This window comes from Streptacidiphilus sp. MAP12-33 (assembly GCF_041261265.1).
GTDB lineage: Bacteria > Actinomycetota > Actinomycetes > Streptomycetales > Streptomycetaceae > Streptacidiphilus.
Window position 1 is genome coordinate 1 of the sequence record NZ_JBGCCA010000034.1, and the last position, 22,023, is coordinate 22,023.

Sequence of the window (22,023 nt, forward strand, 5' to 3'; positions counted from 1 at the left end):
TCGGTCGTGAAATCCTCCGCGAACCGACGGTCACCCGTCGCGTCCGGCACGTACTTCACACAGACAACGATCCTCAAGCTCACGACCTGTCTCCTACCTCATGACTCAGTGAACGGGCCTCAGCGTCGTCCAACGAAGCGGCCGGTTACTCGCACCATAAGGGTACTGAGTGCCATCTGCCAAGGCACTGAGTGCCATGGCTTACGTCACTGCGGCGCGACGGCGGCGTCGAGCAGGGGGCCGAGCTCGTCCGCGACGGTGGTCAGGGCGTGGACGTCGCGTTCCGCGCGGGCGATGAGCAGGGCGCCCTCCAGGGCGCTGACCAGCAGCGTCGCCAGCGCTGCGGCGCGGGGTTGCGGGACTCCGAGCTCGGCGAGTGCCGAGGTGAGTGGCTCGCGCCAGCAGGTGAAGGCCTGGGCGGCGGCGGTGCGGGTCGCGTCGGAGGCGTCCGCGCAGTCCACGGTCACGGCGGCGACCGGGCAGCCGAGGGCGAAGTCGGTGGCCAGGCACTCGTCGGTCCACTGCGCGATGAGCGCGGCGAAGAGCCGGCTCGGGCGGCGGTCGTCCGGGGGGAGCGCGGCGAGGTTGCGGGAGACCCGCCGCGCCGCGTAGCGACCTGCCCAGGCGACCGCCTCGCCGACCAACTGGTCCTTGCCGCCGGGGAAGTAGTGCTGCAGCGAGCCGCGCGGCGCCTCGGCGTGGGCGGCGACGTCGCGCATGCCGGTGGCGCCGACGCCGTCGCGGCGGATCAGCTGCGCCGCGCTGAACACCATGCGCTCGCGCGGCGAGTACGTGCGCGCCGCCTGCCGGGCCGCCGCCTGCTGGGTCATGGCTCCAGCCTATAGAGCGCGGCGGCCGTGGGGATCACGTAGACGCCGGTCAGTCCGTCGCGGTCGCAGCTGCGGGCGAGCAGGGGGAGTCCCCGGCCGAGCGAGGTCAGCAGGGGGCCGCGTCCGTGCGGCACCTCCGCGACGATCCGCCGCAGGCCACGCCGGGCGGCGCGCTCGGTGAGGGCGGCGACCAGGGCCCTTCCGATGCCGTGTCGCTGCCAGTGGTCGACGACCAGCAGCCCCAGCTCGCCGGTCCGTCCGTCCGTGCGGTCGTAGGGCACGGCCAGGCTGCCGAGTGCGATCAGCTCGCCGTCCCCCTCTCCGCGCACGGCCAGGGCGTCGTGCCGCTCGGGTGGTCCCGCCAGCAGCTCGTCGAGGTGGCGTGCGGGGAAGGCCGGCAGTCGGGCGCGGAAGCGGTGCTGGATCGTCGCGTCCGAGCAGGCGGCGAAGAGGCGGCGCACGCCCTCGCGGTCGCTCGGCCGGACCGGGTCGATCCGGAAGGGAAGCGTGGGCATCGGGAGTTCTATGACAGACATCATAGAACCCATTATTATGACGACTGTCATAGTCGCAAGGGGTGCACAGGACGGCGGTGTCGCGATGACTGGTCCGGTCGGCTTTGTCGGGCTCGGGGTGATGGGCGGGCCGATGGCCCTCAACCTGGCCCGGGCGGGCACTGAGCTCGTGGTCTGGAACCGCACCCCGGAACGTGCCGAGCCGCTGCGCGCGGCGGGCGCGCGGGTCGCCGCCGACCCCGGAGAGGTGTTCCGCGCGGCTCGGGTGGTGGTGCTGATGCCCTACGACGCGGCGGTCGCCGATCTGATGCTCGGTCGCGGGACGCCGGAGTTCGCCACGCGGGTGGCCGGGCGCACGATCGTGCACATGGGGACGGCCGAGCCGGAGTGGTCGCGCGGGCTGGAGCGCGAGATCCGCGCGGCCGGCGGCCGCTACCTGGAGGCCCCGGTCTCGGGCTCCCGAGTCCCGGCCGAGCAGGGCCGGTTGGTCGCGATGCTGGCGGGGGAGCCGGAGGCGGTGGCCGAGGTGCGGCCGCTGCTCGCGCCGCTGTGCCAGGAGATGTTCGACTGCGGTGCGGTCCCGGGCGCGCTGCTCATGAAGCTCGCGGTGAACGTCTTCCTCATCGCCACGGTCACCGGACTCGCCGAGTCCTTCCACTTCGCGGCCGGCCACGGCCTCGACACCTCTCTGCTGCGAGACGTCCTGGACGCCGGCCCGATGGCGAGCGCCGTCTCCCGGGCCAAGGCGGAGAAGCTGACGAAGGGTGACTTCTCCGTCCAGGCCGCGATCCTGGACGTGCTGAAGAACAACCGCCTGATCGTGGACGCGGCGCACACGGCCGGGATCGCCTCCCCGCTCCTGGACGCCTGCGAGGCGCTCTACGCCGAAACGGCGGAACGGGGCCACGGCGGCGAGGACATGGCCGCCGTCCTGCGGGCGTTCGAGGCCAGGAGCGAGCGTGGGTAAGCTCGGCGCCCGTGCCTGAGACCTCGTTTCCCACCCGGTCGCTCATCGACGCCGTCGTCCGCCACGCGGGACGGGCCACCCTGCCGTTCGAGCAGGCCCACACCGGTCGTCACCGCGGAACCGCCTTCTGGTACAACGACCTTGTCAGCGAGACGGCCGAGTCGGAGCAGTACCGCCAGTTCCTGGTCACCGCGACCGGGGTGACCGGCTACGAGCTGGCCCAGTGGACGCTCCGGCCGCAGCTGTGCGAGCCGCAGATGAGCGCCGAGCTGCTGATGGTGCCTGACTTCCAGGAGCAGTGGACCGCGCTTCCCGGGCTCGGTGTCTCGGTGTTGCCCGCGGGGGGTCTGCACCAGCTCGCGGCCCGGAAGGGCTGGCGCTGGTCGACGGACGAGATCACCGAGGGGATCGGTGCCACCTCGGACGACCTATCGACGATCGCGGACGCCCCCGTGCCCGCGTTCGTGCTCGGGCACGACGTGGGCCCGGACGGCGAACGGGGTCAGCTGGTCGCCACGGGTGAGGTCCTCCGCCACGCGGACGACGGCCTGTGCTGGGGCGGCGACATGCCGGTCGGCTGCGTGGGGGCGCCGGTCTTCACCGGCCTGCGTCGCGGCGACGGATCGTGGAAGCTGGTCTGCCTGGGGGTGGTCCTGCCCGGACCCCGGAACAACCTTCTCGCCCCCTTCGACCGGATCCGCGCCGCCGTGCGGGCACTGCCCGACTGATCGACTGGCCGACCGGCCGACCGGCCGCTCCCGGACGGGGTACGGCGAAGGCCCCGCCGCACCGCGTGGGTGCGACGGGGCCTTCGCGTTCAGGCGGCAGGTGTTCAGCCCAGCTGGGCCAGCGCCTCGTTGAGGGTCTTCGACGGGCGCATGACGGCCGCGGCCTTGGCCGGGTCCGGCTGGTAGTAGCCGCCGATCTCGACCGGGTTGCCCTGGACGGCGTTGAGCTCGGCGACGATCGTCGCCTCCTGCTCGGTGAGGGTCTTCGCCAGCGGGGCGAAGGCCTCGGCGAGCGCGGCGTCGTCCGACTGCTTGGCCAGCTCTTGGGCCCAGTACATGGCCAGGTAGAAGTGGCTGCCACGGTTGTCGATGCCGCCGATGCGACGGGTCGGCGACTTGTCCTCGTTGAGGAAGGTGCCGGTGGCGCGGTCCAGGGTGTCGGCCAGGACCTTGGCGCGGGCGTTGCCCGTGGCGCCGGCCAGGTGCTCGAAGGAGGCGGCCAGGGCGAAGAACTCGCCGAGGCTGTCCCAGCGCAGGTAGTCCTCCTTGACCAGCTGCTGCACGTGCTTCGGGGCGGAGCCGCCCGCGCCCGTCTCGAAGAGGCCGCCGCCGTTCATCAGCGGGACGATCGAGAGCATCTTGGCGCTGGTGCCCAGCTCCAGGATCGGGAACAGGTCGGTCAGGTAGTCACGCAGCACGTTGCCGGTGACCGAGATGGTGTCCTCGCCGCGGCGGATGCGCTCCAGCGAGAAGGCCGTGGCCTCGACCGGGGACATGATCTCGATCTGCAGGCCGTCGCCCCCAAGCTCGTCCTGCGCAGTGTGCTCCGGCAGGTACTGCTTGACCTTGGCGATCAGGTTCGCGTCGTGGGCGCGGGTCTCGTCCAGCCAGAAGACGGCCGGGGAGCCGGTGGCGCGGGCGCGGGAGACGGCCAGCTTGACCCAGTCGCGGATCGGCAGGTCCTTGGTCTGGCAGGCGCGGAAGATGTCACCGGCGGCGACGTTCTGCTCCAGCACGGTGTTGCCCTCGGTGTCGACCAGGCGGACCAGGCCGTCGGCGGCGATCTCGAAGGTCTTGTCGTGGGAGCCGTACTCCTCGGCGGCCTGCGCCATCAGGCCCACGTTCGGGACCGAGCCCATGGTGGCCGGGTCGAACGCGCCGTGGGCGCGGCAGTCGTCGACGACGACCTGGTAGACGCCCGCGTAGCTGCTGTCGGGCAGAACGGCGAGGGTGTCGGCCTCCTTGCCGTCCGGGCCCCACATGTGGCCGGAGGTGCGGATCATGGCCGGCATCGAGGCGTCGACGATGACGTCGGACGGCACGTGCAGGTTGGTGATGCCGCGGTCGGAGTCGACCATGGCCAGCGCCGGGCCCTCGGCGATCTCGGCGTCGAAGGAGGCCTTGATCGCGTCGCCCTCGGGCAGCGCGGCGAGGCCCGCCAGGATCGCGCCGAGGCCGTTGTTCGGGTTCAGCCCGGCGGCGGCCAGGGTGGCGCCGTACTGGGCGAAGGTCTTCGGGAAGAAGGCGCGCACGACGTGGCCGAAGATGATCGGGTCGGAGACCTTCATCATGGTGGCCTTCAGGTGCACCGAGAACAGCACGCCCTCGGCCTTGGCGCGGGCGACCTGCGCGGCCAGGAACTCGCGCAGCGCGCCGACGCGCATCACCGAGGCGTCGACGACCTCGCCGGCCAGGACCTTGACGGCCGGGCGCAGCACGGTGACGGTGCCGTCGTTGGCGACCAGCTCGATGCGCAGGGTGTCGTCCTGGGCGATGACGGCGGACTTCTCGCTGTGGCGGAAGTCGTTGACACCCATGGTGGCGACGTTGGTCTCGGACTCGGCCGACCAGGCGCCCATGCGGTGCGGGTGGGTCTTGGCGTAGTTCTTGACCGAGAGCGGCGCGCGGCGGTCGGAGTTGCCCTCGCGCAGGACCGGGTTGACCGCGGAGCCCTTGACCTTGTCGTAGCGGGCCTTGGCGTCCTGCTCCTCGTCGGTCTTCGGCTCGTCCGGGTAGCCGGGCAGGTCGTAGCCCTGCGCCTGGAGCTCGGCGATCGCGGCCTTGAGCTGCGGGATCGAGGCGGAGATGTTCGGCAGCTTGATGATGTTGGCGTCCGGCGTCTTGGCCAGCTCGCCGAGCTCGGCGAGCGCGTCCGGGATCCGCTGGGCCTCGGTGAGACGCTCGGGGAAGCTGGCGATGATGCGCCCGGCCAGGGAGATGTCGCGGGTCTCCACGGTGACGCCGGCCGTCGAGGCGTACGCCTGGATCACCGGCAGCAGCGAATAGGTCGCCAGCGCCGGGGCCTCGTCGGTGTGCGTGTAGATGATGGTCGAGTCAGTCACCGGGTGCTCCCGCTTTCGCGTCTGCCGTCACGTGTGGAACGTCTCGACATCAAGATACATGCTCCCGCCGTCGATCTCTCGGGCCGAGGGCCCTCGCGCCCGGGCGGCGCTCAGTCGAAGTTCAGCGAGCCGGTGCGGGTGCGCTTGAGCTCGAAGAAGTCCGGGTAGCTCGCCAGGGCCCGGACGCCGTCGAAGATCCGGGCCGCCTCGGCGCCGCGCGGGATCGAGTTGAGGACGGGGCCGAAGAAGGCCACGCCGTCGACGTGGATGGTCGGCGTGCCGACGTCCTCGCCGACCGGGTCCATGCCCTCGTGGTGGCTGCGGCGGACCGCCTCGTCGAAGGACGGGTCGTGCGCGGCCTCGGCGAGCTCCGCCGGCAGGCCCACCTCCGCGAGGGACTCGCGGATCACCAGGTCGAAGTCCCGCTCCTTGTGCTGGTGGATGCGGACGCCGAACGCGGTGTAGAGGTCCCGCAGCACCTGCGGGCCGTGGCGCTCGGCCGCCGCGACCGCGACCCGCACCGGGCCGATCGACCTGTCGACCAGCTCGCGGTACCAGTCCGGCAGTTCGCGACCCTCGTTGAGCACGTACAGGCTCATCGGCCGGAAGGTGAGGTCGATCTCGCGCTGGGCCTCGACCTCCAGGATCCAGCGGGAGGTGATCCAGGCGAAGGGGCAGGCGGGGTCGAAGTAGAAGTCGACGGTGGCGCGGTCGGTGGTCGTCGTCACGGGTGTCTTCCTGCTCTCTGGTTCAGTCGGTGGGGGTTCAGTCGGTGGGGGTTCAGGCGGTGGAGGTTCGGCGGTGGAGGCGGAGGTGGAGCGGGTCAGCGCTGGGGGCGCTTGGTCGCCCGGCGGATCAGGGCGATGCGGCAGGCGCTCCGGCGCAGGTCCGCGCTCTGCTCGCGGGCGAGAGTGCGGGCGGCCTGGGGGTTCAGCTGGGTGAGCATCGGATGTCCTCTCCGTTGTCGTCGGCGTTCTGCCGACACCCAGAACAATATAGTCATTGATCGTGACCGTCAAGGATCGTGACTACTTTCGGATCGGCGGCTGCTGCGCTATGGTCACGAGACATGACGGTCAAGAACAGTGACGAGCTGCCCGGGCCCGCATCCGGGCCCGCGTCCGGACCCGCCAACGACCTGGGGGTGCTCATCTCCTCCCTCTACCGCAGCTTCGAGCGCGAGCTCTGGCAGGCGCTCTCGCGGCGCGGCTTCGCCGACCTGGGAGCTCGCCACGGCTCGGTCCTGGCCCACCTGCGCCCCGAGGGCGTGCGCGCCGTGGAGCTGGCCAGGGCCTCGGGCCAGCACAAGCAGATCGTCGGCACGATCGTCGACGAGCTGGAGTCCCTCGGCTACGTCGAGCGCCGGCCGGACCCGGCCGACCGCCGGGCCAAGCTCGTCGTCCCCACCGAGCGGGGTCTGGCCCAGCGCGCGGCCGCCGCCGAGGTGATAACCGCCTACGAGCGCCGCCAGGCCGAGCTCCTCGGCGCCGAGCGCTTCGCGCAGTTCCGCGCGGCCCTGCGGGAGTTGGTGGACGCGGCGCGGGCCTCCTCCGACTGAGGGGTGGGACTGGCGCGGCGGGGTGACGTGCCGTCATGCTGGTGGCATGGCGATCACCGTGGACGAGGCAGGAAAGCTGCTCGCCGAGAACCTGGCGCCCTGGGTGCTCGATCTCGGCCTGGGCGTCGACGCGACCGGTGAGGACCACGCGGTGCTGCGGCTGCCCTGGTCCGACCGGCTCGCCCGCGAGGGCGGCGCGCTCTCCGGCCAGGCCCTGATGGCCGCCGCCGACACCGCGACCATCGTGGCCGTCGCCTCGGCGCGCGGCGGCTTCGTACCGATGACGACGGTGCAGCTGTCCACGTCCTTCCAGCGCCCGGTCCTCGGCGCGGACGTGCTGGTGCACGCCCGCCTGACCAAGCTCGGCCGCAGCCTCGCCTTCGCGGACATCGCACTGACGGCCGGCGGCGCGCTCGTCGCCCAGGCGACGGCGGTCTACGCCCTGCTGGGCTGACGCGACCCACCGAGGAGCTGACCATGCCAGGTCGTCCGCGCACGCGTTGACGCAGGGGCCGGAAACGGCCCGTCATCGCGTGCCGTCCCTTCTTCCCCTTGCGCACGGCCTTCCGCTTGCGCACGGCCTTCCCCTTGCGCACGGCACGGCGAGTCCATCCCGCATGCTCCCGTGGACCGAGGGGTCACCTATACCCGGCCGGCCGCAGGGCGATGCGCCCCTGACGGGGCGTGTGCCTCACCCCTTGCCGTGGTCCGGGCCCTGCTTGCGGACCTCCTGGACGTGGCGGAGGGCGTCGCGGAGGTCGCCGAGCCAGGCTTCGGTGTTCTCGCCGACCTGGCGGACGCACCAGGCGAGGGCGTCGCTGCGGCTGCGGGCCACGCCCGCGGCGACGAGGGTGTCCAGGACCTGGCGTTCCGGCTGGCGCAGTCGCGTCATCGCCGGGACCGCGAGGTGGGTGAACATCAGGCGGCGGTCCTCGTGGCGGACGCCCCAGGAGACCTTGCGGCCGAAGAGGTCCTCCGCCGCCTGCGCGACGCGCATCCGCTCGGTGCGCGTGTTCTCCCGATACTGGGCGACGGCGTCCTCCCCGGACGCCGCCTCGGCCGGAAGCGGGCCGACGACCGTGATCTCCTCACGGTCGACCACCACCTCCGGCGTCTCCCCGAACAGACCCTCGGGCAGGTGCGCCGCGAACCACTCGGCGACGGACTGTCCGGTCGTGCTCTTCGTGTTGCTCATGTATCGATGATTACACCATTACAAGATTTCGCAAGACCCTGCCGCGCCCGGATGCCCGGATGCCCGGATGCCCGGCGGCCCAGGTCGCAGTCGACATGCCGGGCGGACCGGTGCCACCTACCCTTGCCCTATGGGAGCCATGGGGACCGTGGCCGCCGGATACACCGTGGAGGTCGAGCCGGAGGTCCGCGCCTGGCTGGAGCTGTTGCCCGGCCGGCTGTTCCGGCGCGTCGAGACCTACGCGGAGCTCCTCGCCCAGCTCGGGCCGGACACCCCCTCGCCACACGCGCGCGTCCTGCGCGACGGCGTGGCCGAACTGCGGCCCTCGCTCGACGGGGTGGCGACCAGGGTCACCTACTGGATCGACGAGGACGCCCGGCGGATCGTGCTGCTGACCGTCTTCCGCAAGACGCGCACGCACGAGCAGGCGCAGATCGATCGCGCCGTGCGCGCCAAGCAGGAGTGCCGGGCCGCACACGGCGCCGCGCACGGGATCTTCGTTCGCGAGGGGGACGGGGGCGGCGGATGATCGGCGGGACACCGGCCGGGGCCCACAGCGGCCCGCATGGTGGCGCGCACAGCCGTTGGAAGCTGGCCGGGGAACGGCGCCGGGTCGACGGCCACCGTGAGTCGCTGGAGTTGGAGCAGGAACGCCAGGAGCACCGGCTCACCATGGCGTTGGCCAAGGTCGTCCACGACCGCCGGGTCGAGCTCGGCCTGTCGATCGCCGAACTCGCCTCGCGCATCGGCCTCTCCAACCGCACGGTCGAGCGCATCGAGGGCGCCGACGTGGTGGTCACCCTCGCGCTGCTGACCCGCCTTGCCGCCGGGCTCGACGGCTCACTGCGCTTCTCCGTCGACGCCACCGGGGCCTCGGTCTTCCTCGTCGAGATCGAACCCCCGCTGCACGTCTGAACCCGGCTGAACCACCGTCAGGAATGTTTTACCGGCGGACTCCAGCGGCTGATCGCCGCGGCGGCGAGCAACGTGGCCGCGGCCAGGGAGAGCCACAGCGGCGCCGGACCCAGTGCGAGCAGCGCGGTCAGCACGGCCGGGGATGCGGCCAGGCCGACGCCGCTGGAGAGCTGGAACCGGGCCAGGGCCGCGCCGAGCCGGGCGGGCTCGGTGGTGGCGACCACGAGGGCGGTGGCGCTGCCGGTGTACATGATCTCGCCCGCGGTGAGCACCACCGAGACCGCCGCCACGCCGACGGCGGCCCAGACCCCGCCGGCCAGGCCCGCCAGCCAGAAGCCGAGGTAGGAGACGGCGAGGACGACGCCGGACACGGCCATCGCCGTCCTGCGCCCGAACCGCGCCAGCCACAGCACCACGCCGACCTGGCACAGCACCACCAGGACGGTGTTGCCGACGAAGATCCCCGCTCCCCAGGCCGTCGAGGCGTGCAGGGTCGTCACCAGGAACGCGGGCAGTGCCACCTCCAGGACGTTGAAGTTGAAGGAGTAGGGGAGGTTGGCCAGGTCCAGTGCGGTGAGTCCGCCGCGCGGCTCGCGGCGCCGCTTCGGGCCGACCGAGACGGTCGGGCGGGCCGAGCCGGACTCGCGCACCCGGAGCGAGGCGACGAGCAGACCGGCCAGCAGGTAGCCGAGTGCCGCCACCACCGCCAGCATCCGCAGCGCGCCCGCGCCGCCCGCCGTGGCCACGGTGGCGACCAGCGCGCCGACCCCCAACCCGGCGTTGCGCACCGCGCGCCCGGCGGCGAGGGCACCGTCCCGCAGGTGCTCCTCGGCGACCGCCGCCACCAGCGCGGCGTGGGCGGGCGGCCAGCACTGGTTGCCGACACCGAGGAAGAACGCGGCGAGGGCGAACCCGGCCAGGGGCGGCCCGCCCAGCAGCGGGGCCGCCATCAGCAGGAGCACGCCCACCACCCGCACCAGCATCGCCCCTGCCACGGCGGCGGAGCGCGCGCCCCGGTCGATCCAGCGGCCCACGAACGGCACGGAGGACAGGGCCGCGAGGAAGCCGAAGGTCATCGCCAGACCGGAGCGGGCCACCCCGAGGTGCGCCACCTCGACCCCGTACAGGAGCAGGAACGGACGCAGCAGCCCCGACCCCACCGCGTCGACGGCGAGCGCGACGACGTAGCGGGTGCCCCCGCCGGCACGCAGCAGAGCGGGCCAGCCGGGGCGTTGGGGCCGCTTGGGCCGCTTGGGCTCTTCGGGGGTGGTCGCAGGAGCGGGGACGAGGGGACGGCTCATGGCGGTGGTCATGCCGCTCACCGTCGTCCCGGCCCGGGCCGCCGGTCACGTCGATTGACGATCCCCGTCAACCGACGGCGGCCGCCCAGCGCCGACCAGGCAGGATGAACCCATGAGCCTCGTCGTCGACATCACCGGGCTGCCGGAGGAACGGCTGCTGTTCGCCGCCTCGCCGCTGGCCGAGCTGACCGCGATGCTGCACGTGCTGGCCGCGCCGCCGCACCATCCCTCCAGCGGGCCGTGGGCCGCCCGGGTCCGGGCCGGTCTCGGCGCCGAGCTCGCCGAGCGGCTCGGGGAGGCGGAGTTCCTGTGGCGCTCGTCCCGCGCCGACTTCCTGCTGCCGCCCCACCCGGCCGCCACCCTGGAGGAGGAACTCGACGCCGTCGACGCGATCGAGGACGCGCGCTTCGTGAGCGCCGCCCTGGTGACCACCTGCGGCTCGGACCGGGTGCTCTTCGGCACGCCCTCGCCGCTGGACGACACCGGGACCCGCGACCGGGCCCTGGAGCGGGCCCAGGCGCGCGGACCCGCGCAGGCGGCCTTCGCCGAGCGGCTCATGGACGATCCGCGAGCCGTCCGCGCCCGCCTGCGGCGCACGCTGGAGGCGTGCGGCCCGGCCTTCTTCGACGCCGCGTGGCACCGGATCCGCCCGCAGCTGGCCGCCGACCTGCGCCACAAGGCCGAACTGCGCGCCCGGCGCGGCCTCGCCGACATGCTGCACGCCGTCTCGGCGGCGATCAGCGTGGAGACCACGCCAGGGGGGAGCGGCGCGCGGCGCCGGATCGTGGTCGACAAGCTGCAGGACAACACGACCGGCGCGGCCGGGGACGGTGTCACCTTCATCCCCTCCGTCTTCGGTGACCCGCATCTGGTCTGCGTCCACGCGCCCGGCTGGCGACCGGTCCTGCAGTACCCCGTCGCCGTGCCGGACGCCGCCGCGCCGGTGCCGATGGCCGTGGTGGCCCGGCGGCTGGAGGCGCTGGCGCATCCGGTCCGCCTCCGGCTGGTCCGCACGCTGGCGCGCGGCCCGCACACGACGGGGGAGCTCGCCACCGCGTGGGAGCTGACCGCCCCCGAGGTCTCCCGCCACCTCGCGGTGCTGCGTCGCGCGGGCCTGCTGAGCGCGGAGCGGCGCGGCCGCTACGTGCACTACGAGCTGGACAGCTCGGTCACCGCCTCGCTCGGGGCGGACCTGCTCGAAGCCGTGTTGCGATAGGCGGATCCGCGAACGGCGACGTAGCCTTGGGCCAACCCGAGAGCCCCAGGGGAGCGCGCGATGGCACTACTGAAACTGGCAGCGATACTCCTGGCGGGCGGTGCCACCCTGGTGCCCGCGGCAGCGGCCACCTCCTCCTCCACCTCGGGCACGTCCGCCCCGGCGGCGAAGCCCGCGGCGGCGTCGGCGCCGGTGGTGCTGGACTGCGTGGGCAGTCCGCTGACGCGGCCGTCGAAGTACGTGCTGGCGTGCGGGGACGGCAACAACTACCTCACCGGTGTCCACTGGTCCGCGTGGTCGGCGCAGTCCGCGACGGCAACGGCGACGGACGTGGCCAACGACTGCAAGCCGTACTGCGCCGCAGGCCACTTCCACGACTTCCCGGTCGACGTCCGCCTGGACCAGCCGGTCCCCTGGACCGGCCACCCGGGCCAGGTCCGTTTCACCCAGCTCACCCTCGACTTCCCGGGCGCGCGGCCGACAGGCATGCCGGCCCACTTCGTCTGGCCCCTCCCCAAGCCCGCGGGCGCGGTCGCCGGGGCATGAGGCCCAGTTCCTCGCGCTCCTAGTTGGTCCCCTTGTGGGTGCGAATGATCTCCGCGTAGCGCTCGCCGCTGCGCTTGATCGTGCGCTGCTGTGTCGCGTAGTCGACGTGCACGATGCCGAAGCGCTTCGCGTACCCGTACGCCCACTCGAAGTTGTCCAGCAGGGACCAGTAGTAGAACCCCGACAGCGGCGCCCCCGCCGCCACCGCCCGGACGCACGCCGCGATGTGGGAGTCCAGGTAGGCGGCCCGCTCGACGTCGTCGACCCGCCCGTCGGCGCCGACCACGTCGTCGAACGCGGCGCCGCTCTCCGTCACCATCAGCTCGCGTGCGCCGTACTCGTGGGTGACCCGGAGCAGCAACTGCTCCAGGCCCGGCGCGTGGACCTCCCACGGCATCGCCGTCTGGCTGCCGGGGCCGGGGAGTTGGCGGAAGCCGGGGACGCCGGCGGTCGGGTCGTCGGCGACGATCTGGCGGAAGTAGTAGTTGACGCCCAGCCAGTCCAGCGGCTGTGCGATCGTCTTCAGGTCGTCGCCCTGGAGCGGGAGTTCGACGCCGTACAGCGACACCATGTCCTCGGGGTAGCCGAGACCGAAGATCGGGTCGAGCCACCAGCGGTTGATGTGGCCGTCGGCGCGGCGGGCCGCCGCCAGGTCGGCCTCGGAGTCGGTGGCGGGCTCGATCGGGCTGAGGTTGTTGGTGATGCCCAGCCGCACCTGCCCCGGGGAGGCCGCGCGCAGCGCCTGCGCGGCCAGGCCGTGGCCGAGGTGGAGGTGGACGGAGGTGCGCACCGCCGCGGTCAGGTCGGTCAGGCCGGGGGCCATCGTGCCCTCCAGGTGCCCGATCCACGCGCTGCACAGCGGCTCGTTGAGCGTCGCCCAGTCGGTGACCCGGTCACCGAGCCGGGCCGCGACCGCGGCCGCGTACTCCGCGAAGGCCTCCGCCGTGGCCCGCTCGGGCCAGCCGCCGCGGTCCTGGAGGGCCTGCGGCAGGTCCCAGTGGTAGAGGGTGGCGTTCGGGCGGATGCCCGCCTCCAGCAGGCCGTCGACGAGGCGGTCGTAGTGGTCGAGCCCGGCCTGGTTCACGGCGCCGGTGCCCTCGGGGACGATGCGCGGCCAGGCGAGGGAGAAGCGGTAGCTGTCGAGGCCGAGGGTGCGCATCAGCGAGACGTCCTCGGGCCAGCGGTGGTAGCTGTCGGTGGCCACGTCTCCGGTGTCGCCGTTGTCGATGGCGCCGGGCACCCGGCAGAAGGTGTCCCAGATGGACGGGGACCGGCCGTCCTCGGCCGCGGCCCCTTCGATCTGGAAGGCGGCGGTGGCCGCCCCCCAGAGGAACTCAGGGCCGAGGGCGGAGGTGTCGGGCGCAGGCATGGTTCTCCTCAGCTCACGGTGCGGGGGAAGAAAAGTCCAGGTGAAAGGGGGAAGGAAGAAATGGACGACCGAGGGCTACTTGACCGATCCGGCGGTCAGCCCGGCCACGAGGTAGCGCTGCAGCAGCAGGAACGCCACGACCACCGGGATGCTGACGACCAGCGAGGCGGCCATGATCTGGTTCCAGTACACGTCGTTCTCCGACGCGTAGTTGCGCAGGCCCACGGCGAGCGTGCGGGTCGAGTCGTCGGTCATCACCGAGGCGAAGAGCACCTCGCCCCACGCGGTCATGAACGAGTAGACGGCCACGGTGACGATCCCGGGCAGCGCGGCCGGCACGATGACCCGGACCAGCGCCCCGATCGGGCCGTTCCCGTCGACCTTGGCGGCCTCGTCCAACTCCCTGGGGATCGAGTCGAAGTAGCCGACCAGCATCCAGATCGAGAAGGGCAGCGTGAAGGTCAGGTAGGTGATGATCAGGCCGAGCCAGGAGTTGTCGAGCTGCACTCCCGTCGCCGTGCCGATGTTGACGTAGATGAGGAACAGCGGCAGCAGGAAGAGGATGCCGGGGAACATCTGCGTCGACAGCACCGTCACGCTGAACAACTGCCGTCCGGGAAAGCGGTGCCGGCTCACCGCGTAGGCGGCCAGGATCGCGATGACGACCGAGATCGCGGTCGAACAGGACGAGACGATGAGGCTGTTGACGAAGTAGTGCCCGAGCGGCACCGTGCTCCAGATGTCCACGTAGGGACGGAGCGTCAGGTTCGTCGGGATCCAGCTCCACGCCGCCTGCACGTCCCGCAGCGGCTTCAGCGAGCCGCTGACCATGACCCACAGCGGCATGAAGGTGAACAGGCCCAGCAGCGTGAGCACGATCCGGCGGGTCCAGACGAACGAGACCGGCGGGGCCAGGGGACTGCGGGGTGGCCTAGGCATCCGACGACCTCCTCCTCCAGTTGGTGAGCAGCAGGTACACCGCGGTGACCACGAGCAGGAAGAGCAGCAGCAGCACGGACATCGCCGAGCCGGAGCCGAAGTTCCAGTTCTGGAAGGAGGTGTCGTAGATCTGCACCGAGATCAGGTTCGCCTGCGGCGGCGGCACGTTGCCGAAGAGCGTGTACGGGGTGTTGAAGTCGTTGAAGTTCCACAGGAACAGCACGAGCACCAGCACCTGGTTGACCGGACGCAGTTGCGGCAGCGTGATGGAGCGGATCCGCTGCCACATGCCGGCGCCGTCCAGCGCCGCCGCCTCGTACAGGTCGCCGGGGATGTTCTGCAGACCGGCCGTCACGACCAGGAACGCGAACGGCCAGGTGCGCCAGACCGCGGTGATCAGCAGCGCCCAGAAGGAGTTGCCGCCGATCAGCCAGAACGGCGCGGTCCTGAACAGGTGCAGGTCCTTGACCAGCAGCGTGTTCACCAGGCCGGTGTCCCGCTGGAACATGAACTCCCAGGTGATCGCGGCGGTGTAGGCGGGCAGCGCGTACGGCACCAGGAAGTAGGTGCGCAGCAGCCCGCGGCCGCGGAACGGGTCCTGCATCAGCACGGCCGCTCCGGTGCCCAGCAGCCAGGACAGTCCGACCGTCAGCACCGTGAACTCGCAGGTGGTGCCGAAGGACTCCAGCAACTGCTTGCCGATCGCGCCGTTGAAGTCCAGCGCGAAGCGGTAGTTGCCGAAACCGGCGGCAGGGGCGGCGCCCCAGTTGCGGATGAAGAACTCGGTCAGGTGCTTGAAGCTCATGTAGATGCCGACGAGCATCGGCACGACGTGCACCAGCAGTTCGAAGAGCACCGCCGGCAGGAGCAGGAGGTAGGGGAGGCCGGCGCGGCGCACCCGAGCCCAGTTGCGGCTCGGGTGCGCGGCCGGGGTGCGCGCCTCAGCCACCGGCCTGGAGCTTCTGCTGCGCCTGGTCGAGCTGCGCCGCGACGCTCGCGTCCGTGACGGGCTTGCCGGCCGCCGCGTCGGCGAACAGGTTCTGCACCGCCGCGCCGATCACCGTCTCGAACTGGCTCTCCGTGGCCACGGCCGGCATCGGCGCCGCCGAGTTGGCCAGCACGCTCTGGAGCGTCTTGACGGTCTGGGTCTGGAACGCCGGGTCGCCGTAGGCGTCGGAGACCGAAGGCAGCGAGCTGTAGGCCTTGTTGAGGTCCATCTGCGTCTGCTGGCTGGTCATGAACTTCATGAACTGCAGCGCCGCGTCCTTGTGCTTGGTGTTCGCGAAGACCGACAGGTTGATGCCGGCGACGATCGAGTCGACGTGGTTCGGGCCCGACGGGGAGGCCGCGTCGAACGGGACCGGCGCGACGCCGTACTGGCTCGGGTTCATGCCGTACTGGGCGAGCGTGGCGTCCGCGGACTGCCACAGCAGCATCGCGGCCTTGCCGGTCGCGAAGTCCTTGACCGCCTCGGTGCCGTTGGAGTACTCGGCGTCGCTCGGGTTGGCGATCTTGTCGGCCGCCATGAAGTCGACGTACCGCTTGATGCCGGCCACGTTCTGCGGGGTGTCGAACGTCGGCTTGCCGGAGGAGTCGTAGAAGCTGCCGCCCAGCTGCTTGGCGAAGGTGAAGGCGTGGTGGGCGTTCTCGGGGGTCTGCGCGGCCTCCACGGAGGTGCCCCACTGCCCCGACTTGGTCAGCTTCTTGCCGTCCGCGACGAACTCGTCCCAGGTGGTGGGCGGCTGGGCGATCCCGGCGGCCTGGAACATCGCCTTGTTGTAGTAGAGCCCGTACGCCATCGAGTAGATCGGCACGCCGACGGGCGGCTGTCCGGGTGCACCGGTCGCGGCCAGCGCGCCCGGCAGGAAGCGGCCCGTGCCGTTGATCTGCTTCATCACGTCGTCGCTGATCGGCAGGAAGGCGCCGGTGGCCTGGAGCGAGGCCGACCAGGTGTTTCCGATGTTGACCAGGTCCGGGCCCTGGCCCGAACTGGTGGCGGCCAGGATCCGGTTGAGCAGGTCGTTCCAGCCGATGACCTCGAGCTTGACCTTGATCCCGGTCTGCTTGGTGAAGGCGTCGAGCTCCGGCGTGAGCACCTTGACGTCCTGGGCGATGGAGCCGCCCTGGTCACTGGCCCAGTACGTGAGGGTGGTCCCCGCCGCGGAGCCGCTCGACCCGCCGGACCCGCCCGACCCGCCGGAGGAGGAGCAGGCGGACGCGAGCAGCGCGGTGGCGACGGCGAGGGTCAGCAGAGCTGGTCTGGACGAACGCATCGGAGAGCCTTTCGGGTGGGGGCGGATCGGCGAGGCCCTTGAGGGGTGCCCTTGCGGACTGAAGGCTTTGCTCATGACTTAGTTCGAGCCGTGATTTAACCTGTGAGAAAATGAGCCGTCAACAGGTTGGGCGGCCGTAACCCGGTTGTGACCCAGTAGGGTGCCACACCAGGGCAGAGCTTGGAGAGTGGGGCGGGATGACCGACGAAGGCCGCAGAAACGTCCGTGACCTGCGGCGCGCCAACCGCGCCCGGCTGCTGCGGCGGCTGTACTTCCACGGCCCCCTCAGTCGTCAGGACCTCATCGCGGCCACCGGCCTCAGCTCCGCCTCGGTCAGCAACGTCGTGGCCGACCTGCTCGACGCGGGGCTGGTCGTGGAGGCGGGAGCCGTCGAGTCGGACGGCGGACGCCCCCGCATCCTGCTGCGCGTCGACACCTCCTGCTTCGAGGTCATCGGCATCGACGTCGGCGAGACCGGCATCCGGCTGGAGCGCTTCGACCTCGGCCTGAACGAGCTCGAGGCGCTGGACGTGCCGCTCCGTGGCGGGTCGCTCGACCCGGAGGCGGTGATCCCCGCGATCGCCACGGGGCTGGACGAGCTCGGCGCGGGCGCCGAGGCCCCCGTCCTCGGCGTCGGCATCGGCGTCCCCGGCATCGTGCAGCACCAGCCCCTGGCCGTCGTGCACGGGCAGACCGTCGGCTGGGACGCCTTCCCGCTGGAGGAACTGCTGCGCGAGCACACCACGCTGCCGCTCTTCGTCGACAACGGCGCGACCACGATGGCGCAGGCCGAGATGTGGTTCGGCGCCGGACGGGACGTCGACAGCGCCGTCTTCCTGCTGCTCGGCTCCGGAGCGGGCGCCTCGGTGATCGCCGACGGCGCGCCCTTCCGCGGCTCGACGACCAGCGCGGGGGAGTGGGGCCACATCAACGTCCAGTACCAGGGCCGCCGTTGCCGCTGTGGTGCGCGCGGCTGCCTGGAGGCCTACGTGGGCGCGGAGGCGATCATCGCCCGCTACGCCGAGGCGGCCGCGGCGGCGGGCGTGGCGGACGACGTGGTCGCGGACGAGGAGGAGGCGCTGCGCGGCATCCTCGCGACGGCGGACCAGGCCGGTGCGGCGGGAGAGGCCGCGCGTTCGGTGCTGGACGAGACGGCCGTCCGGATCGGGATCGGGATCGCCAATGTGGTCAACTTCCTGAACCCGCAGCGCGTGATCATCGGCGGCTGGGCCGGGCTCGCCCTCGCACCGAGCCTGCTGCCGCAGATCCGTGAGGTCGTCCGCGAGCACGCCCTGCGCCTGCCCTACGCCTTGACCTCGATCGACCTCGGCGCGCTGGGGGCGGACGCGGTGGCCCGCGGCGCCGCGACCCTGCCGGTGGCCCGGCTGCTGGAGGCCGGCTCGTAGGACGGTCGCCGCCCGTCGCGCGGCGCGCGCCAAGCGCGTGGCGAAAGCGACATATCTTCAACTTCCGTATTGACAGCGGCTCGACACGGCCTCACGATGCTCAGCGCAGAGAGCGCTCTCTCACCCCTGCACCACACCCACCCACCGTGCAAGGAGAGCCATGAGATCCGTCGCTGTCCTCCCCGCCGGCAGCCGCACGCGGGGACGCCCGCTCGCCGCCCTGCTCGGCGTGCTGGCCCTGCTGCTGGCCGCGCTCGCGGCCCAGGCGGGCGTCGCCACCCGTGCCTCCGCCGCGAGTTGCGGCACCACGAACCTCGCGCTGAACAAGACCGCCACCGCCTCCTCGACGGAGAGCGCGAGCTTCCCGGCGGCCAACGCCGTGGACGGCAACACCGGGACCCGCTGGTCCTCCGCCTTCTCCGATCCGCAGTGGCTCCAGGTCGACCTCGGCTCGACCCAGACCATCTGCCAGGTTGTGCTGAACTGGGAGACCGCCTCCGGCAAGGCCTACCAGATCCAGACCTCCAACGACGCGACCAACTGGACCACGGTCTACTCCACCACCACCGGCCCCGGCGGCACCGAGACGCTCAACCTCGCAGGCTCCGGCCGCTACGTCCGGATGTACGGGACCGCGCGCAACACCCAGTGGGGCTACAGCCTCTGGGAGTTCTCCGTCTACGGCTCGGGCTCCGGTGGCGGCACCCCGCCCCCGCCCACCGGCGGCAGCCTCGGCTCCAACGTCATCGTCTTCGACCCGACGATGTCGCAGGCCTCCATCCAGAGCCAGCTGAACTCCATCGCCAACGCGCAGGGCGGCAACGAGTTCGGCACCGCCCGCTACGCGATCCTGTTCAAGCCCGGCACCTACGGATCGACGGCCAGTCCGCTGATCTTCTCCGTCGGCTTCTACGAGAGCGTCGCCGGCCTCGGTCTCAACCCCGGTGACACGGTCATCAACGGCACCGTCGACGTGTACAACCAGTGCAACGGCGGCGTGCAGACCCAGTGCTACGCCACCACCAACTTCTGGCGCTCGCTGACCAACCTGACCATCAACGTCACCGGCATGACCGGCTGCTACGCGGGCGACGACTTCTGGGCCGTCTCCCAGGCCGCGCCGCTGCGCCGGGTGCACATCAACGGCAACCTGAGCCTGATGGACTACTGCACCGGCTCCCCCGACTGGGCCAGCGGCGGCTTCGTCGCCGACTCCCAGTTCACCGGCGGCACCGTCACCAACGGCTCGCAGCAGCAGTTCTTCACCCGCAACTCCAGCCTGGACGGCTGGAGCAACGCGGTCTGGAACCAGGTCTTCTGCGGCGACCCGGGCGCGCCCGCGCAGTCCTTCGCCACCAACTCCGGTGACAGCGGCGGCCCCAACTCCTACACCACGCTGAACACCTGCCCGCAGACCCGGGAAGCGCCCTACCTCTACCTCGACAGCAGCGGCAACTACCAGGTCTTCGTGCCCTCGCTGCAGACCAACTCCTCCGGCCCGAGCTGGCTGAACGGCTCCACGCCGGGCGTCTCGCTGCCGCTGTCCACGTTCTTCGTGGTGCAGCCGACCGCGACCGTCGACCAGATCAACGCGGCGCTGGGGGCCGGTGACAACCTGCTGTTCACACCCGGCGTCTACCAGGTGCCGAGCACGATCGCGGTCACCCACGCGGACACGAAGATCGTCGGCCTCGGCTTCCCGACGCTGGTCCCGTCCAACGGCAACACCACGTTGAACATCGCGGACGTGAACGGCGTCAACGTCACCGGCGTCATCTTCGACGCGGGCCCGGTCAACTCGCCGACCCTGGTCACCGTCGGCACGCCCGGCTCGGGCGTCAGCCACGCGGCCGACCCGGTCACCCTCGACGACGTCTTCTTCCGGATCGGCGGCGCCACGGCGGGCTCGGCGACCACCGCGTTGGAGGACGACAGCAACAACTCCATCATCGACGACGCCTGGATCTGGCGCGCGGACCACGGCGCGGGCGCCGGCACCTGGACCGGCGACCAGAGCGACACCGGTCTCCTCGTCAACGGCAACAACGTCCTGGCGACGGGCCTGGCGGTGGAGCACTTCCAGAAGAACGAGACGGTCTGGAACGGCCAGGGCGGCGAGGTCGTCTTCTTCCAGAACGAGAACCCCTACGAGGTGCCGAACCAGGCCTCCTGGATGGCGAGTTCGACACAGAAGGGCTACCCCGCCTTCTACGTCGCGCCCGGTGTCACCAGCTTCCAGGGCTACGGCATGGGCAGCTACTCGTACTTCAACCAGGGCCAGGACATCCACAGCTCGATGGCCTTCCAGGCCCCGAACACCTCGGGCGTCCAGTTCCACGACCTGCTGAGCGTGTTCCTCAACGGCAGCGGCGGGATCGACACCGTGATCAACGGAACCGGCGCCCCCGTCAGCTCCACCTTCGGCGGCCCGAGCGACGTCGTCAGCTACCCGTAGCTGTCCCGACGACGCCGCTTGGACCACTCACGCTCCGCGCGCGGCTGCTACGCCTCCCCGCTCAGTCGCGCGCGGGGCGCCACATCGTGGTGACCCGGTGCCCCGTCGGCATCGTCAGCTCGCCGATCGGCTCGAAGCCGAGGGAGGCGTAGCGCTTGTCGTTCGCCACGGGGTTGCTCGACTCCAGGTAGGCGGGCATGTTCATCTCGTCGATCCGGTCGAGGCTCGCGCTCAGCAGGCCCATGCCGAGGCCCTTGCCGCGGTGGTCGTCGTGGGTGCCCAGCAGGCTCAGGTAGAAGTGCGGCTCCTGCGGGCGCGCGGACTCCATCGGCTCCAGGATCCCGACGATCCCGGCGGCCGTCCCGGCGTCGGTGGTCTCGCGGAGGAAGGCCTCGAAGCCGTGCTCCTCCTCGTCGGTCAGCTCCGTGCCGCCCGGCGGGATCCACAGCGCGGCGGCCTCGACGTGCTCGGTCACCAACAGCCACGGGTACCGCAGCGCGGACGCGGCGAACAGCCGCCACAACGCCCCGGCCTGCGCGGCGCGCCGCCCGGGGTCGGGAAAGGCCGGCCCCCACACCGGGTCGGAGAAGAACGCGGTGGTCAGGGCGGCGACCACGGCGTCGACGTCGTCGGCGCGCGCGGTCCGGATGCTCAGCGGCTGCTCCTGGCTGCTCATGCGGTCACGATAGATCGGCGGGGAGGCGGTGGCGAGCCCGTGCGCGCGCCGTATACCCCTGGTGGCCGAGCGGTATACGTTGGTTCCATGGCTGACACGACCATCAAGGTGTCCGCGGAGACACGCGACCGGCTCGCCGCGCTGGCCGCCGCGCGGGGAACGACCATAGGAGCCCAGGTCGCCCTGCTGGTCGAGCAACAGCCGACGCCGGAGCAGATTGCCGAGCGGGTCGCGCAGGGCCGGCGCCTGCTGCGTGAGCAGTTCGGCATGACGCTCACGGACGACGCGCTCGACCAGGGGCCGGACCTCCTCCAGCGGGTCTACGGCATCGCCGCCGAGGACGCGCGCGCGAAGGTCGCGCCGAGGCGCAGCGCGTGATCGTTCTCGACACCAGCGCCCTGTCCGCGCTGGCTGCCGGTCATGCCCGGCTTCACCGGATCGTCGACGCGGCGCTGCGCTCTCCGTTCCAGCACCTGTTGGTCCCGGTGCTGTGCCTGCTCGAAGCCGAAGCCGAAGCCGAGGCCAAGGACGAGGGCGTCGCCGCGGCGGTGCCGGCCCTGCCCGCGATCGAGTTCGAGCCGCTCGACGCCACGACGACCGTGGTGGTCGCCACGATGGTGCGCGACGGATACGGCGGCCCCGATGTCGCCCATGCCATCGCCGCGAGCCTTCCCACGCCGCTGCGCCCAGTGCAGCATCTGATCCTGACGGCTCGGCAGGACCTGTACCCACCGGGCATCACCACGGTGGACATCGACGATCCGCGGCTGGAGCCGTAAGGGTCGCAGGGGG

At 71.6% G+C, this 22,023-nt stretch carries 24 protein-coding genes and 1 pseudogene; 12 read left to right on the forward strand and 13 right to left on the reverse strand.

From position 1 onward, the window contains the following. From ABH931_RS28985 to ABH931_RS28995, 3 genes and pseudogenes are all read right to left on the reverse strand, one after another. Positions 1-83: pseudogene (locus ABH931_RS28985) on the reverse strand (electron transfer flavoprotein subunit beta); the annotation flags it as partial. A gap of 123 nt (positions 84-206) precedes the next feature. Beyond that, the gene (locus ABH931_RS28990; protein WP_370119503.1) at positions 207-830 is read right to left on the reverse strand and encodes a TetR family transcriptional regulator; all 624 of its coding nucleotides are present in this window, start codon (positions 828-830) and stop codon (positions 207-209) included. Beyond that, positions 827-1,345, reverse strand: coding sequence for an N-acetyltransferase family protein (locus tag ABH931_RS28995; protein WP_370119506.1), 519 nt, complete (start codon positions 1,343-1,345; stop codon positions 827-829). Before ABH931_RS28995 ends, ABH931_RS28990 begins: the two co-directional genes overlap by 4 nt. 85 nt (positions 1,346-1,430) lie before the next feature. Between ABH931_RS28995 and ABH931_RS29000 the strand changes: the two genes are divergently transcribed. Together ABH931_RS29000 and ABH931_RS29005 are read left to right on the forward strand one after the other, a co-directional pair. Next, complete coding sequence (locus ABH931_RS29000) at positions 1,431-2,312, forward strand: NAD(P)-dependent oxidoreductase (RefSeq protein ID WP_370119509.1); 882 nt, start codon at positions 1,431-1,433, stop codon at positions 2,310-2,312. An 11-nt stretch (positions 2,313-2,323) separates the two neighbouring features. After that, the gene (locus tag ABH931_RS29005; protein ID WP_370119512.1) at positions 2,324-3,040 is read left to right on the forward strand and encodes a hypothetical protein; all 717 of its coding nucleotides are present in this window, start codon (positions 2,324-2,326) and stop codon (positions 3,038-3,040) included. Between the two features lie 104 nt (positions 3,041-3,144). Here ABH931_RS29005 and ABH931_RS29010 read toward each other — a convergent pair whose 3' ends face one another. From ABH931_RS29010 to ABH931_RS29020, 3 genes are all read right to left on the reverse strand, one after another. Next, positions 3,145-5,382 carry an NADP-dependent isocitrate dehydrogenase gene (locus ABH931_RS29010; protein WP_370119515.1) on the reverse strand — a complete coding sequence of 746 codons (2,238 nt, stop codon included), beginning with the start codon at positions 5,380-5,382 and terminating at the stop codon, positions 3,145-3,147. A gap of 110 nt (positions 5,383-5,492) precedes the next feature. Continuing rightward, positions 5,493-6,110 carry a DsbA family protein gene (locus tag ABH931_RS29015; RefSeq protein ID WP_370119517.1) on the reverse strand — a complete coding sequence of 206 codons (618 nt, stop codon included), beginning with the start codon at positions 6,108-6,110 and terminating at the stop codon, positions 5,493-5,495. A gap of 95 nt (positions 6,111-6,205) precedes the next feature. After that, positions 6,206-6,328, reverse strand: a complete 123-nt coding sequence (locus ABH931_RS29020; protein ID WP_370119520.1) for a hypothetical protein — start codon at positions 6,326-6,328, stop codon at positions 6,206-6,208. 123 nt (positions 6,329-6,451) lie between these two features. Here ABH931_RS29020 and ABH931_RS29025 point away from each other — a divergent pair, with 123 nt between their 5' ends. After that, on the forward strand, positions 6,452-6,940 hold the full coding sequence (locus ABH931_RS29025; RefSeq protein ID WP_370119523.1) for a MarR family winged helix-turn-helix transcriptional regulator: 489 nt from the start codon (positions 6,452-6,454) through the stop codon (positions 6,938-6,940). Between the two features lie 46 nt (positions 6,941-6,986). After that, positions 6,987-7,394 (forward strand): PaaI family thioesterase, encoded by a 408-nt coding sequence (locus ABH931_RS29030; RefSeq protein ID WP_370119526.1) that lies wholly within the window; start codon positions 6,987-6,989, stop codon positions 7,392-7,394. 237 nt (positions 7,395-7,631) lie between these two features. On the opposite strand, the gene ABH931_RS29035 is transcribed toward ABH931_RS29030, so the two are convergent. Next, the gene (locus ABH931_RS29035) at positions 7,632-8,135 is read right to left on the reverse strand and encodes a hypothetical protein (protein WP_370119529.1); all 504 of its coding nucleotides are present in this window, start codon (positions 8,133-8,135) and stop codon (positions 7,632-7,634) included. Positions 8,136-8,265: 130 nt separating this feature from the next. On the opposite strand from ABH931_RS29035, the gene ABH931_RS29040 reads away from it, so the two are divergent. Beyond that, positions 8,266-8,664: a type II toxin-antitoxin system RelE/ParE family toxin gene (locus ABH931_RS29040; RefSeq protein WP_370119532.1), complete on the forward strand. Its 399-nt coding sequence runs from the start codon at positions 8,266-8,268 to the stop codon at positions 8,662-8,664. After that, entirely contained in the window at positions 8,661-9,050 is a 390-nt protein-coding gene (locus ABH931_RS29045; RefSeq protein WP_370119535.1) for a helix-turn-helix domain-containing protein, read from the forward strand. The genes ABH931_RS29040 and ABH931_RS29045 overlap by 4 nt, the downstream gene beginning before the upstream one ends. Before the next feature lie 17 nt (positions 9,051-9,067). On the opposite strand, the gene ABH931_RS29050 is transcribed toward ABH931_RS29045, so the two are convergent. After that, positions 9,068-10,363 (reverse strand): MFS transporter, encoded by a 1,296-nt coding sequence (locus ABH931_RS29050; RefSeq protein ID WP_370119538.1) that lies wholly within the window; start codon positions 10,361-10,363, stop codon positions 9,068-9,070. Between the two features lie 100 nt (positions 10,364-10,463). Here ABH931_RS29050 and ABH931_RS29055 point away from each other — a divergent pair, with 100 nt between their 5' ends. Both ABH931_RS29055 and ABH931_RS29060 read left to right on the forward strand, forming a co-directional pair. Next, positions 10,464-11,567, forward strand: coding sequence for a DUF5937 family protein (locus ABH931_RS29055; RefSeq protein WP_370119540.1), 1,104 nt, complete (start codon positions 10,464-10,466; stop codon positions 11,565-11,567). A gap of 60 nt (positions 11,568-11,627) precedes the next feature. Next, entirely contained in the window at positions 11,628-12,113 is a 486-nt protein-coding gene (locus ABH931_RS29060) for a hypothetical protein (RefSeq protein ID WP_370119543.1), read from the forward strand. Between the two features lie 19 nt (positions 12,114-12,132). On the opposite strand, the gene ABH931_RS29065 is transcribed toward ABH931_RS29060, so the two are convergent. From ABH931_RS29065 to ABH931_RS29080, 4 genes are all read right to left on the reverse strand, one after another. Next, complete coding sequence (locus ABH931_RS29065) at positions 12,133-13,482, reverse strand: GH1 family beta-glucosidase (protein ID WP_370119546.1); 1,350 nt, start codon at positions 13,480-13,482, stop codon at positions 12,133-12,135. Positions 13,483-13,557: 75 nt separating this feature from the next. Next, positions 13,558-14,421, reverse strand: a complete 864-nt coding sequence (locus ABH931_RS29070) for a carbohydrate ABC transporter permease (protein ID WP_370119549.1) — start codon at positions 14,419-14,421, stop codon at positions 13,558-13,560. Next, a complete protein-coding gene (locus tag ABH931_RS29075; protein WP_370119552.1) occupies positions 14,414-15,370 on the reverse strand; it encodes a carbohydrate ABC transporter permease in 957 nt (318 codons plus the stop codon). The genes ABH931_RS29070 and ABH931_RS29075 overlap by 8 nt, the downstream gene beginning before the upstream one ends. Beyond that, positions 15,363-16,694 carry a sugar ABC transporter substrate-binding protein gene (locus tag ABH931_RS29080; RefSeq protein ID WP_370119554.1) on the reverse strand — a complete coding sequence of 444 codons (1,332 nt, stop codon included), beginning with the start codon at positions 16,692-16,694 and terminating at the stop codon, positions 15,363-15,365. The genes ABH931_RS29075 and ABH931_RS29080 overlap by 8 nt, the downstream gene beginning before the upstream one ends. 197 nt (positions 16,695-16,891) lie before the next feature. Here ABH931_RS29080 and ABH931_RS29085 point away from each other — a divergent pair, with 197 nt between their 5' ends. Together ABH931_RS29085 and ABH931_RS29090 are read left to right on the forward strand one after the other, a co-directional pair. Continuing rightward, positions 16,892-18,100, forward strand: a complete 1,209-nt coding sequence (locus ABH931_RS29085; RefSeq protein ID WP_370119557.1) for an ROK family transcriptional regulator — start codon at positions 16,892-16,894, stop codon at positions 18,098-18,100. A gap of 160 nt (positions 18,101-18,260) precedes the next feature. After that, on the forward strand, positions 18,261-20,555 hold the full coding sequence (locus ABH931_RS29090; protein ID WP_370119560.1) for a discoidin domain-containing protein: 2,295 nt from the start codon (positions 18,261-18,263) through the stop codon (positions 20,553-20,555). Positions 20,556-20,616: 61 nt separating this feature from the next. Here ABH931_RS29090 and ABH931_RS29095 read toward each other — a convergent pair whose 3' ends face one another. Next, positions 20,617-21,231 (reverse strand): GNAT family N-acetyltransferase, encoded by a 615-nt coding sequence (locus ABH931_RS29095; protein ID WP_370119563.1) that lies wholly within the window; start codon positions 21,229-21,231, stop codon positions 20,617-20,619. Positions 21,232-21,318: 87 nt separating this feature from the next. Here ABH931_RS29095 and ABH931_RS29100 point away from each other — a divergent pair, with 87 nt between their 5' ends. Both ABH931_RS29100 and ABH931_RS29105 read left to right on the forward strand, forming a co-directional pair. Then, positions 21,319-21,609, forward strand: coding sequence for a hypothetical protein (locus ABH931_RS29100; protein WP_370119566.1), 291 nt, complete (start codon positions 21,319-21,321; stop codon positions 21,607-21,609). Beyond that, positions 21,606-22,010, forward strand: coding sequence for a hypothetical protein (locus tag ABH931_RS29105; RefSeq protein WP_370119569.1), 405 nt, complete (start codon positions 21,606-21,608; stop codon positions 22,008-22,010). The genes ABH931_RS29100 and ABH931_RS29105 overlap by 4 nt, the downstream gene beginning before the upstream one ends. Positions 22,011-22,023: the final 13 nt, after the last annotated feature.